This is a genomic window from Kitasatospora sp. cg17-2 (assembly GCF_054031055.1).
The window spans coordinates 81,080-93,684 of record NZ_JBSSXW010000002.1 but is presented as its reverse complement, the minus strand read 5'-3'; the positions used below and the strand labels follow the sequence as shown (position 1 = coordinate 93,684).

The window sequence follows — 12,605 nt, the reverse complement described above, 5'->3', positions numbered from 1 at the left end:
CGGATCGTCCGGGCCCGGGCCGGGTGGGGCCGGCCCTACGGTCGGAGGCATGACGATGAACACGACCTCCGGTACGGGGGAAGACGGTCCGTGGCTGCCGGGCGCGGAACAGGTGGTTGCCTGGCTGGTTGCCTCGGTCGCGATGCCGGTGATCAAGTGGATGATGGCCGGGGCAGGGAAGCCGGCGCCGGGTCCGGGGGCGGCGGCGCGGTTCGTACACCGGGTAGGGGATGCGCTCGACCAACTGGAGGAGAACGAGCAGAGCAAGAAGCCCGAGTAGCGCAGGTTCTGATCACGACGGCGCGCGGCCCGGCCGCGCGCCGTCCCCAACATGGTCCCGTCAGCCGAGCTGGTTGACGGGACCAATTGGTCCCACTCCCAGGACCGTCAGCCCGGCCCTACACCCCTCCGCACCCTTCCGTCGCGCGTTAACGATCGTTAACCTCGTATAGGTGGCAATATACGAGGCAACTGCTGTGAGAGGCTTCCTCCCGTCAGACCCCTTCGCGCGCAGGAGAGAACCGTGACCACGTCGACCGGCTCGCGGCCGTCGCTCGGGCGCCTACTGGACGAGCTCGCCTCCTTCGTCCGGGCGCCCGCGACCTCCGCCGAGCAGACCCTGCTTGACTGGATGAATATGCACATCACCATGGAGCGCATTGCGGATCGGTCGGCCACCGCGTCCTGGACGCACCGGTCGGTACACGACCTCGTCCTCGCACACGGACGCTGGTTCAGCCCGGCTGCCCTCCCTCCAACGGTCCTGCTGGGCCCGGAGAGGGAGTGCTTTCAGAACGCAGCCTCCACCGAGCGGGCGTACCCGCACCTGCGCTACGTGGAGGGCTTCGCCATTGTGTCCGGCAGTCCCGTGGCCACTGCCCACGCCTGGTGCACCGACGTCGCGGACAACGCGATCGATCCCACGTGGACTGACCTCGGCGGCGGTGCGGCGTACTTCGGTATACCGCTGGCCCAACCGCTACGTCCGAACCCCCGGTACAGCAGCGGCGTCCTCGAACGCCCCGAGACCCTGTACCCGCTGCTGCAACACGGGCTGACGGCCGGCATCTGACAACACCGATCAAAGAAGGGTACTTTTGCATGGAGCAGCACCCGCACGATCCCGTCGAAGACCTGGAGCAGTTCGGGCCGTCGGCCGTACTCGTCCGCGACAAGGTCAACGAGTTGGCCGGCTTCATCAACCACTGCGCCCAGGAGCAGGTCCACCTCACGGCTGAAGGCCTGTATTCGGGCCCCGGTCAGATCCTGCGCGCCGCCTCCTACTCCCACGGCGCCGTGGACACAGCACTTGCCGCCGGCCGCCTGGACTTGGCCGGAAGGCATCTGCGCCATCTGGTCCGGCAAGCCGGGAAGTGGGCCGATCATCCGAAGTATCCGTCCGCCCTGGTGAGTGAGCTGACGCAGACTGCGGAAGTGGCCGATCCACGCGAGGAACTGGCGGCTGGACTCGTTGTTCCGGAAGCCGGGATCGCCGGGCGAGCGACGACGGGCGGTCCCGCGAAGAAGATCACGCTCGTTCAGGCCGAGCGTCTCTTCCGTGGGATGGGGCTTCCCATCGGTGAGGGTGACGACCGGGAGGGCTTCGTCTTCCGGGCCCGCGGAGGCCGCGACGGTTCGCGATCGGTCAAGTCCTCCCACCTGGTCGAGGTGCGGTACCGTCTCGCCGGGGGCTACTCCCTCATGGGCAATGACCTGGCCGGGCTGCCCGAGGTGCAGGAGCACTACCGGTGGGCTGTCGAGAAGGCGCCTCTTCACGGTTTCACCGTGACCTGGAGGCCGGCCAACGTCTGGATGGAGATCACCCGCACCACGAGTGCCCCCGAATCGACCGCCGACCGGCCGCAGGAGGCCCTCTCGTGACGCGTACCATCGGCGAAGCCGAACAGCAGCCGGTCCGACCGGGCACGGCTCAGTCCGCTGCCTCCCCCAGGACGATCACGGCCCAGGTGGCAGCGCTCCGCTTCGACGCCGACAACCTCGTCGGCGGCGCGCGCCAGTTCGCCAGGCAGGTCGCCGCCGCGCGGCCTATGAAGGACGACCAGGTCGACAAGCTCTCCTGGCTGCTCGTGTACGCGGGTTACGGCTCGAACCGGCTGGGCGCGTGTCTGAAGGCCGGCGACATCCAAGGGGCCGAGCACTTCCGCGGCATCCTTCGGCAGGCCGTGGAGACTGGTGGTGTCGACCTCACTGAGCTGCGCGGCGAGGCCAGCTCGGAGGCCCGGTGCGCCAGCTTGGACGCGTTGGTCAACCGCGTGCGGGCGCTCCTCGAAGGTGCCCTTGTTGTCGGTGGCGAGCGGGCGGAGGACGTCACCGGCCTGCTGGTTCATGCAGGGGATCTGCTCGGGAGGGTCGCGACGGCAGAGCACCTTGTCGGGGAAGCCCTCGAACGGGAGGTTCACTCGCTACGTCGCGCCGTGGAGCGCGTTGAGCAGGGAGCCGGTCACAAGGAAGGTGGCTGGTCATCGAGGTGAGTACCGATGTCGAGGTTCTGCACGGGGAGCTTGTCGGTGTGGACGAAGGACCGCTACCCGCCGTTCGCGGGATCGACGTAGCAGGGTTCGATCGGGACACGGTGCTCGTCGCCGGACGGCCGTTGCCGACACCGTTCGCCCCACCGCAGTACACCTCGGCTGACTACGTGATCTCCGAGGCGACCGCCAGACTCATGGAAGCCGCCCGACCCGAGAACACCGCCCGCAACCGGGACAGCCAGGTCGAGCTGTTCAAGGAGTGGTGCGTCAAACACGGCCGGGTCGCGCTGCCGTGCACCACGACCACCTTGATCGAGTACGTCGGGAGCCTCATCGAACGCAGGCTCGACCCGAACACCATCTCGGTCTACAAGAGCGCAGTCGTCATCTGGCAGGAAACGGCGACGCCGGGCAACACCCGGCCCGGCACCCGGGAGGTCACCGCGATGATCTCCCAGTACCGGGGCGGGTGGAGCAAGACCGGCGTGGAGAAGCAGAGCCCGGCGATCCGTGAGGTCGACCTGGAGGAGATCGTCGCGGAGTGCGACAAGAGCGGCCGGCCCACCGACCTGCGCGACGCCGCTGTCGCCTGCCTGGGCTTCCACCTTCTCAGCCGTCGGATCGAGCTCGCCAAACTGATCGTCACCCAGGCCTCTGTGAAACCCGACGGTATCGCGGTGCGCCTGGTGGACCGCAAGACCCGCGAGGACGGCAGCGTGCTCGAGGCGTGGATCCCGGCCCGGGACGACGCCCCGAGCATCTGCCCGGTCCGCCGGCTGCGCGCCTGGTTGGAGTACGGCCGCCGGATCCACCAGCCTCAGGACCAAGCGCTGTTCCGCGCGCTCGACAAAGCTGGTCGGCTCGCCGTGCGCCTCACCTCTCAGACCAGGCCCAAGCACCCTGACGGGACACTGAAGCACGACCAGGAACTGACCGCTGACGACTGGGTGACGCTGTCGATGCTCTCCGGCGAGGCCTTGAACATCTACGTCAAGGCCATGACGCGACGGGCCTTCGCCAGGGTGGCCCACCTCACCGTGGAGGAGCGCCGGGCACTCGGCTACAACGCGCTGCTCGACGCCGGGACCGCACAGCGAGTCACCGCCCACGGACTTCGGGTCGGCGGCGCGGCCGAGCTGTACGAGAGTGGGGTGCCCGAGGACGCCATCGCGGAGATGAGCGACTGGTCGAAGGACTCGGCCGCGATGAAGCGCTACTTCCACGGGATCAAGGCTGGCGAGAGTAACGTCTGGGCGGACGCCCGACAGGCACGTGAGTCCAAGGGCCAGAGTCCGGCGAGGGGCTAGCGATCGTCTTCAATGATCAGATCCAAAGCAGGATCGAGGCGATGGTGACGTCGGCCTGGTAAGACTCGCGGGTCTTGTCCTAGCAAGTCGCCAGGCCGCACCACGCGGGAGGCGGTCGCGGGCGTGATCGCCAGCGCCGGGCATCTGCTGCCCCCACCCCGACGGCAGTGTGTGGGCCTTCTCCGCCGCTGGTCCCGCGGGCCTGTCTGCCGGGGCTCTCGTCCGTAGTTCGGCAGCAGCCGGCGCGATGCCCCCGCTGCGCCGCGCTGCTTGCCCTGGGCGCGGACCGTGCTCGGCGCCGGACCCGAGCGGGGCCGCCGTCATCCTCTGCCGGACCGACCTGGCCACCGGCCGGCAGACGTTGGTGTGCCGTCTGCCCTGCCGCGGCTGGGCAGACGGCACTCGCGACCGGCGGTTGCGGCCGTGTCCTGCTGCTGGCCCACAACCGCGGCAACGAAGCGGGACCGGTCCTTACGGCAGTGGGACTGGCGTAGCCCGCTGCGGACCTGCTGAGTCCGGGACCACGCTCCAGCCGCAGCCCCGGCGGGCAGGCTCCGGTTCGGGCCCGAGTGGCCGGCCGCGAATGAGCCGGCGTGCTGCTGTTCCTCCGAACCGGAACGCACGAAAGTCGGTATGCACGGACGCCGACTGCTCCGATACTGCTGGTGACGAAAGCGAGGCCCCGTGGCACAGATCGAGCCGAGCGTGCTGGCCGCGCTCACGACGGCGGCGGCGAACGCCGTGTCCACCACGGCAGCCGCGTTCTCCCTCGCGGCCATGGACGTCGGCCACGACTCGGCCGGGGAGCAGCGGGACGCGTTGGTTGTGGCCCTGCAGCGCCGCCCGTCCCAGGGGGCGAAGGCCCGCCCGGATTCGCGGGCGACAGTGCCGGGTCCGCCCGCACCGGCCGATGTGGAGATCTGGAGCCTGTACGCGGACGGCGTGGACGATCCGCTCCTTCGCGGTCACCTTCATCATCTGCTGCTCGATGTCGGCCACGGCCGTACGCCCGAGCGCGTCCGCGGTGCGGTCTCCGGCTATCTCGACGCGGCGCAGCTGCTGGCCGCTTCCCAGGGTGGCCACGGGCTGCCTCGAGCCGCCAGGTGCCTGCGGAGGGCCGGGGAGTTGGCCCTCCGGTTCAGGCAGTCCGACCTTCAGGAACGGGCGGCCGAGGCCGCGGTCGACGTCGCCGAGCGTCTCCTGGCCTGCGCCGAGGACGAGGGGCGGGTCCTGCTGGGAGTCCTGGAGGGGTTGCAGGCCCTGAAGTACGACGTCGCGGGCCTCGCCGAGCGGGCCGCCGGCCGCTTCGCCCATGACGTGGATGTCCGGATCGGACTCCTCGATGTGCTGCGCAAGGATGCGCCCCGAAGCCGCCATCCGGAGATCGACGCCGCAGTGGTCCACTCCCTCCTCGACGCCGCCGAGTCCACTGATTCCGGGCACCGCCGCCTGTACTTCCTGGCGGAGGCGTCGACCGAGGCACAGAAGCGGGGCCTGCCCGACCTGCGGGTGCAGGCCGAGATGGCGCTGCAGCAGACCACGCCGGAGTGGACCTCCGTCCGCAGGGAGGGCACCATCCCACGTGGGCTGGTCGCCGGGCAGCGGGCGCTGGTCGATGCCGCCCCGGACCTGCAGGCCGCGCTGTGGCTCACCGTGCCGGACGTCCACCCGGCGATGCGCGCGCAGGCCGCGGCCGAGGCCGATGGCGCGCTCGAGGGCCTGCTGAGGATCCCGAGCTCGCGCATCAACCCGGCCAGCCCGGTCTTCGTCCGTCCGCCTGTCGATGCCGACGACGACCTCGCGGTGGCGATGCAGGTCCACGGCTTGGGACTGTACGGGAGGCTGACCGCGATTCAGCTCGACCGCATCCATGAGCGTTTCCGGCCCGACGAGTTCGAGATGACCGCCGCTCTGGCGCACGAGACGGTGCTGCCCGGACCCCGCGCGCGGACCCTCGCCCGGGCCTTCCTCTACTACTGGCTGGAGGAATTCGACGCCGCAGCGTGCGTCGCGCTGCCCCAGGTCGAACAGATCCTCCGCCAGCTCCTGCGCCCGCGGGTCTCCATCCTCGCCATGTCCAATGGGCAAGCCCCCAGTGGAGTTGTCCAGCTGGGCCGGCTTCTGCAGGACATGCCGAAGGCCGGGTACCCGGAGGACTGGCGCAGGGCGCTGGAACTTCTCCTGGTCGACCCCGACCGCGGGATGAACCTTCGCAACGACATCCTCCACGGTCTGACCGGCACCCCACCCAGGCACCACGTCGCGCTCATCCTGCAGGCGGCGCTGTACCTGCTCAGTCATGCGCACGGGCTTCGCACGCTCCCCGGCGCGACGACCTGATCCCGGGACGCGGGCTCCACCTCGGGGGCAGCCTGGCACCGCGGTGGCCGCTCGGTCGCGCACAGCCCGGAGGTAGGCAGTCGCCTTCTTCCAGGTCAAGCACGGCCAGGCCCCGAAGGCCACCTACGCGCAGTTGGCCGGCGCGATCGAGCTGGTGCCGGACCTCACCTTCGTCCTGGACGCCCCGGTGAGCACCTCGATCCAGCGGGTGGCCGCCCGCACGTCCGGGGACTCGGTGCGCGAGGACTGGGACGTGGTCGACGTGGAGAACCGGCTGCGCGACACCTACCTGGCGATCACCGAAGCCCCAAGCGCCTTCCCGGAGATCGGCCCCGTCGTACGGCTGGATGCCTCGCGGCCGCAGGACGGCGTGCTCGCCGACGCCTGGAGCGCACTGCTGGAGCGCGGCCTGACGCCCACGCTGGAAGGGACCACACGATGACCGCCGCCGAAACCCCGTCCGGGCGCCTGCGGGCGGCCTTCGCCGAGGCCTGCGCCCGCCGAACCCCTGTACAGGCCGTCGGGGCGGAACGCCATGGCCTTCATGGTCGCCACCGATCTGGGGCTCGGCGTGTGCCGATCATCGGCGCGGGCTCCAGCGTTCCAGGGCAGTGTTTCCGCCGACCGCTGGTGCGGTCGCACTACGGCCTGGGTCCGGTTTCGAGGCTTGGTCAGAGGCGGCGCAGGACCGCGACGACTTTGCCCAGAATGGTGGCGTTGTCGGCGTTGATCGGCTCGTACGCGGGGTTGTGCGGCATCAACCAGATCCGGCCGTTCTCGCGCTTGAGGCGCTTGACGGTGGCCTCGCCGTCGATCATCGCGGCCACGATGTCGCCGTTCTCGGCGACCGGCTGGCGGCGGACGGTGACCCAGTCGCCGTCGCAGATGGCCGCGCCGGGGCCGTTCATGGAGTCGCCGGACACGGTGAGCGCGAACAGCTCGCCCTCGCCGACCAGCTGGCGCGGCAGCGGGAAGACGTCCTCCACGGTCTGCTCGGCGAGAATCGGACCGCCGGCGGCGATCCGCCCGACCAGCGGCACGTACGAGGTGGACGGGTGGCCGCCGGCCGGGGCTGTGCTGTCCGTGTGAGTTGCGAGGCGGTAGGCGGAGAGGGTGTAGGCGCGGGGCCGGTGGGGGTCACGGCGCACGATGCCCAGCTTCTCCAGGCGGCTGATGACGTGGGCCACGGAGGAGGTGCTGGAGAGCCCGACGGCCTGGCCGATCTCGCGCATGGACGGCGGGTATCCGCGCTGCTGTACCGAGTCGCGGATTGCATTGACCACCGCATGCTGGCGTGACGTGAGCCCGTCCTCGCCGGCGTGGACGCCGGGTGGGCGGCCGGGAAGGCCGGGGTTGTCCTTGGTGCGGGTGCTGGTGTCGGTCAACGTGACCTCCCGGGGGTTGTGCGGATGGTGACTGTATCCCGCGCGTCGCCGGCGCGTCACCGTCTTTGCGTCGCTGACCTGCGCCGATGGGCTTTGCTGGTGGCGGTTCATCGGAAGTCCCGGCTTCGGCTGCCGGCGGCGAGGGTGAGCGGGGACAGGCGGGTGGCGACGAGGTTTATTGCGCCGTCGCGTCGCTCCGCGGTGCCGGCCACGAGGAGGCCGGCGTTGTCGAGGGCGGTGCGGCGCTGGCGCTCCCAGACGTGGGGCTGGCAGACGATGTTGACGAGGCCGGTCTCGTCCTCGAGGGAGATGAACAGGACGCCGCCTGCGGTCGGTGGGCGCTGGCGGTGGGTGACCAGACCGCCGACCGCAACGAGCGCGCCGTGGGCCGCGCCGGTCTTGAAGTCGGCGGCGGTCATGGCGCCGCAGCGCTCCAGGTGGGGGCGCGCGTGCTGGACGGGGTGGGTGGTGGCGGAGGTGCCGGTGGCCCACAGGTCGGCGATGGTCTCCTCGATCGCGGTCATCTCGGGCAGGCCGTCGGGGGCGGTGAGTGGGGGGGCGGTGCCGGGGAGCATGGCGTCGGTGGTGCGGGCGAGCAGACCGGCGGACCACAGGGCCCGGCGGCGGGTGACGCCCAGGCTCGTGAACGCGCCGGCGGTGGCCAGGGCTTCGAGGGCAGGGGTGTCGAGCGCGGTGCGGCGGGCGAAGTCCTCCAGGCCGGTGTAGGGCCGGCCGGCGGCGACGGCCTCGGCCTGCTCGGTCCCGAGCCCGCGCACGGCGGCCAGGCCCAGCCGGATGGCGGGCCCTCCCCCGCGGCGCCGCGCACCGGCGGGTGCGGCCGTGCCGCCGCCGGGGGCGTCGGTGGGGGTGTCTTCGAGGGTCGGCTGCGTCGCGCTGTGGTTGACGTCGGCGGGCAGGACGGTGACGCCGTGGCGGCGGGCGTCGGTGATGAGGGTGAGCGAGGAGTAGAAGCCCATCGGCTGGTTGGCCAGCAGCGCGCAGGTGAACGCCGCCGGGTAGTGGTGCTTCAGCCAGGCGGAGGCGTAGACGAGCAGCGCGAAACTCGCGGCGTGGCTCTCGGGGAAGCCGTAGCCGGAGAACGCGTCGATCTTCGTGTAGACGTCCTCGGCGACCTCGGGCGGGATGCCCCGTTCGGCCATGCCGGTCATCAGCCGTTCGCGCAGTTCGGCGACCCGCTCGTGCGAGCGCTTGGAGCCCATCGCCTGGCGCAGCTTGTCGGCCTCGGTCGGGGTGAAGCCGGCGCAGTCGATGGCGAGTTGCATCATCTGCTCCTGGAACAGCGGGACGCCGAGGGTCTTGGCGAGGGCGCGTTCCATCAGCGGGTGCGCGATCGTGGGTTTCTCGTGGCCGTTGCGGCGGCGGATGTAGGGGTGGACGGATCCGCCCTGGATGGGGCCGGGGCGTATGAGGGCGACCTGGACGACGAGGTCGTAGAAGCGGCTCGGCTTCATCCGGGGCAGGGCGGAGGCCTGCGCACGGGACTCGACCTGGAAGACCCCGACCGTGTCGGCCCGTTGCAGCATGGCGTAGACGTCGGGGTCGTCGGGCGGGATGGTCGCGAGGTCGAGGGTGCGGCCGTGGTGGCGGGCGATCAGGTCGCAGGCGTCGTGGAGGGCGGAGAGCATGCCCAGGCCGAGGAGGTCGATCTTGACGAGGCCGGCTTCCGCCACCGAGTCCTTGTCCCACTGCAGCACACTGCGCCCGGGCATGGTGGCCCATTCGGTGGGGCAGGTCTCGGCGACGGGGCGGCGGGTGAGGACCATGCCGCCGGAGTGGATGCCCAGGTGGCGGGGCAGGCCGCGCAGGCCGGCGGCCAGGGCGCGCACGTCCTCGGGCACCGGCGCATCCGGTGGGGGCATGTCGTGCCAGCCGGTCTCCTTCGCGAAGCGCTCCAGGTCGCCGGTGGCGTAGCCGAGCACGCGGGCGGCGTCGCGGATCGCGAGGCGGGGCTGGTAGGTGATGACGTTGGCGACCTGGGCGGCGTGGTCGCGGCCGTAGGTGTCGTAGACGTACTGGATCACCTCCTCGCGGCGGCGGTGCTCGATGTCCAGGTCGATGTCGGGCGGCCCGTCGCGCTCGGGCGACAGGAAGCGTTCGAACAGCAGCCCGTAGTGGATCGGGTCCACCGCGGTGATGCCGAGGGCGTAGCAGACGGCGGAGTTGGCGGCCGAGCCGCGGCCCTGGCACCAGATGTCGGCGCGGCGGGCGAAGTCGACGATGTCGTGGACGATCAGGAAGTAGCCGGCCATGTCGAGCTGTTCGATGACGTCGAGCTCGTAGGCGATCTGCCGGTGCGCCTTGGCGTTTCCCGCGTCGAAGCGGGTGCGGGCGCCCTGCTCGGTGAGGTGGCGCAGCCAGGTGGCTTCGGTGTGGCCGTCGGGGACGGGGTGGCCGGGCATCTCGGGGGTGAGGGTGCGGAAGTCGAACGCGCAGGCGCGGGCGAGGTCGACGGTGGCCTGTTGGACGCCGGGCCAGGGGGCGAGGCGTCGGGCCATCTCGGCGGGTGAGCGCAGGTGTGCGGTGCCGGCCGCGGCGAGGTGGGCCTCGGCGTCGGCCAGGGGGCGGTTCTGGCGCAGTGCGGCGAGGGCCTGGGCGAGGCGGGCCTGGGCGGGGGCGGCGTGGTGGGCGGCGGTGCTGGCCACCAGGGTGAGGCCGTTGCGGGCGGCGAGGTGGGTGAGGGTGTCGTTGCGGTCGTCGTCGCCGGGCTGGTGGTGGTCGGTCAGCTCCACGTGCACGTTGCTGGCGCCGTAGCGTTCGGCGAGGGTGTGCAGGGCGCGTTCGGCCGCGGCCGGGCCTTCGGTGTCCAGGGCGCGGCGCAGCGGGTCCTTGCGGCAGCCGCCGGCCAGGATCGCCCAGTGGCCGCCGTGGGCGTCGGCGAGGTGGTCGCGGTCGTAGCGGGGGCGGCGTTTGCCGGCGCCGGCGAGGTGGGCGTCGCCGATCGTCCTGGACAGGCGGCGGTAGCCCTCGGGTCCGCGGGCGAGGACGAGCAGGTGCTCGCCGTCCTGGTCGGGGCTGCCGGTCGGGGCGAGGTCGGCGTCCAGGGTCAGCTCGGCGCCGAAGACCGTGCCGATGCCGGCGCGGCGCGCCTCGACCGCGAACGCGGGGGCCGCGTAGAGGCCGTCGTGGTCGGTGACGGCCATCGTTTCGATGCCCAGGCGTGCGGCTTCGGCGACGAGTGCGGCGGGGTCGCTGGCGCCGTCGAGGAAGCTGTAGGTGGAGTGGACGTGCAGCTCCGCCCACCCCACCGGGCCCGCTCCCCCGCCGCGGGCCGGGGTCGGTCCGGCGGCGGGTGGCGGGGCGGGGAATGGCAGCACGGTGCGCTCGCCGGGCGGCTGGGGCCGGCCGTTCATGCGCCGGTGGAGCTCGGCCCAGGTGAGGTCGTGGTGGCTGTGGAAAGGCATCGCTCTCGTGTCGTGTTCGTGGGGTGTCGGTCCGACCGCCCGGCAGGCCGGGCCGGGGGCCGGTGGATCGGGGGCCGGTGGGTCGGGCCGGCGGTGGTGCGGGGTCTAGGTGTCGTAGTCGCCTTCGAGGCGCCAGCGGCCGGCAGTGACGGCGAGCAGTAAGGCGCGGCCGTCGGCGACGGTGACCTGCAGGCGGGCGGTGCGGCGTGCCTCCTGCGGGTCCCACCAGCGTTCCTGCTCCGGCCACGGCCCCGCCCAGCCGGTCACCGCGAGCGTGCCGTCGGGCAGGACCAGGCGTGCGGGGCGGGTGCGGACCTCGGCGCGGGCGGTGACCTCCACCTCGGCGCCCGTGTCGTCGAGCAGCCGCACCACCGGCGGGTCGGCGGGCACGCGGGTCGGGGACGGGGCGGGAAGGCGGCCCGGCCACGGCCCGTCGGCGCGCCGCTCCTGGTGGGCGTCGCCCCACGGGGTGCGCACCACCCGGTCGCCCGGCGCCCGCCCGCCAGCCAGCTCGACGGTCGCGGGCGCGCCGTGCCCCAGGAGCGCCTGGACCCGCGCCACCGCGCGCTCCACCCGGGCGTACGCCTCCTGGTCGCCGTCGGCCAGCGACAGCTGGCGCCCCGGATCGCGGTACAGGCCGTCCGGCACGAGGCGCAGCGCGGTGATGCCGCGCTGGTCGGGGCCGAAGCGGCGCTGGGTCTGCCAGGCCTGCAGTTGCCAGCGGACCCGTTCGGCGACCGCGCCGGTGGACAGGGCGCCCTCGTGGCGCCAGGCGCGGGTGGCGCCGGTGCCGTCGGCGCAGTCGACCTCGACGTCGAAGCGCTCGCACCCCAGGCCGTGGGCGGCGAGGGCGGTGTGGAGGTGCTCGGCGAGGGCGCGGGCGGCGAAGACCAGCGGCTCCACGGTGTCGTGGGGCTCCTCGAAGCGCTGTTCGGCCGTCAGGTCCGCGCCGGGCGGTCGGGCGACAACTGGCCGCGCCTGCAGGCCGCGGGCCAGGCGGTGCGCGGCGGCGCCTGTACGGCCGAAGCGGTCGGCGATGCTGGCGGCGGGCAGCGCCGCGAACGCGCCGATCGACGTGATGCCGAGCCGGCCCAGAAGATCGGCCAGCTTCGCGTCGCCGAGTTCCGCCACCGGCAGCGGCGCGAGGAACGAGGCGCTGGCGCCCGGGGCGACGATCCGGCCCGCCCGGGCGGCGAGCTGCGCGGCCAGTACGCCGTCGGCGATCCCGACCCGGCACTCGTGTCCGACCGCCTCGACCGCGTCGACGACCTTCTCCGCCAGTGCGTGTTCCCCGCCGTGGAAGCGCGCCGCACCCGCCGCCGGCAACGCCACCATCCCGGGGCGCAGTACCTCCAGGTGTGCGGCGAGCGCGGCGACCGCGTCCGCGACCGGCTCGAACAGCTGCGCCTCCGCGTCCGGGGCGCGCTCGTGGACCTCCAGGCCGGCGGCCAGGGCCTGCGCCGAGCGCAGCTTCTGCCCGCGCCGCACACCGGCCTCCCGGGCCGCCCGGGAAGCCGCCAGGATGCGGCCGCGTTCGTGGACGACGACCAGTCGCTCCGGCCCGGCCTCCTCTTCGAGGGCAGCGGTCACCGGCCAGTCCGGGACCCAGCAGGCCAGCACCCGCGGCGCCGTCCGCTCCTCGTCCGCAGGGCGGGCCAC

The 12,605-nt window shown here is 72.4% G+C and carries 10 protein-coding genes; 7 read left to right on the top strand and 3 right to left on the bottom strand.

The window, feature by feature from the left end:
• Nucleotides 1-49: 49 nt before the first annotated feature.
• The 7 genes from ACW14Y_RS41140 to ACW14Y_RS41110 all read left to right on the top strand — a co-directional run bounded on the left by ACW14Y_RS41140 (nt 50) and on the right by ACW14Y_RS41110 (nt 6,581).
• The gene (locus tag ACW14Y_RS41140) at nt 50-280 is read left to right on the top strand and encodes a hypothetical protein (RefSeq protein ID WP_456988565.1); all 231 of its coding nucleotides are present in this window, start codon (nt 50-52) and stop codon (nt 278-280) included.
• A gap of 243 nt (nt 281-523) precedes the next feature.
• A complete protein-coding gene (locus ACW14Y_RS41135) occupies nt 524-1,072 on the top strand; it encodes a hypothetical protein (RefSeq protein ID WP_380300842.1) in 549 nt (182 codons plus the stop codon).
• 29 nt (nt 1,073-1,101) lie between these two features.
• A complete protein-coding gene (locus tag ACW14Y_RS41130; RefSeq protein ID WP_456988563.1) occupies nt 1,102-1,881 on the top strand; it encodes a hypothetical protein in 780 nt (259 codons plus the stop codon).
• Complete coding sequence (locus tag ACW14Y_RS41125; RefSeq protein WP_456988561.1) at nt 1,878-2,492, top strand: hypothetical protein; 615 nt, start codon at nt 1,878-1,880, stop codon at nt 2,490-2,492. Before ACW14Y_RS41130 ends, ACW14Y_RS41125 begins: the two co-directional genes overlap by 4 nt.
• Nucleotides 2,489-3,799, top strand: a complete 1,311-nt coding sequence (locus ACW14Y_RS41120; protein WP_456988558.1) for a tyrosine-type recombinase/integrase — start codon at nt 2,489-2,491, stop codon at nt 3,797-3,799. The genes ACW14Y_RS41125 and ACW14Y_RS41120 overlap by 4 nt, the downstream gene beginning before the upstream one ends.
• Before the next feature lie 684 nt (nt 3,800-4,483).
• Entirely contained in the window at nt 4,484-6,139 is a 1,656-nt protein-coding gene (locus tag ACW14Y_RS41115; RefSeq protein ID WP_456988556.1) for a hypothetical protein, read from the top strand.
• Between the two features lie 133 nt (nt 6,140-6,272).
• Nucleotides 6,273-6,581 carry a hypothetical protein gene (locus tag ACW14Y_RS41110; RefSeq protein ID WP_456988554.1) on the top strand — a complete coding sequence of 103 codons (309 nt, stop codon included), beginning with the start codon at nt 6,273-6,275 and terminating at the stop codon, nt 6,579-6,581.
• A 229-nt stretch (nt 6,582-6,810) separates the two neighbouring features.
• Here ACW14Y_RS41110 and lexA read toward each other — a convergent pair whose 3' ends face one another.
• The 3 genes from lexA to ACW14Y_RS41095 form a co-directional block, all read right to left on the bottom strand.
• Nucleotides 6,811-7,635 carry a transcriptional repressor LexA gene (lexA, locus tag ACW14Y_RS41105; protein ID WP_380300831.1) on the bottom strand — a complete coding sequence of 275 codons (825 nt, stop codon included), beginning with the start codon at nt 7,633-7,635 and terminating at the stop codon, nt 6,811-6,813.
• On the bottom strand, nt 7,632-10,946 hold the full coding sequence (locus tag ACW14Y_RS41100) for an error-prone DNA polymerase (protein WP_456988552.1): 3,315 nt from the start codon (nt 10,944-10,946) through the stop codon (nt 7,632-7,634). The genes lexA and ACW14Y_RS41100 overlap by 4 nt, the downstream gene beginning before the upstream one ends.
• A 105-nt stretch (nt 10,947-11,051) precedes the next feature.
• Nucleotides 11,052-12,605 (bottom strand): DNA polymerase Y family protein, encoded by a 1,554-nt coding sequence (locus ACW14Y_RS41095; RefSeq protein ID WP_456988550.1) that lies wholly within the window; start codon nt 12,603-12,605, stop codon nt 11,052-11,054.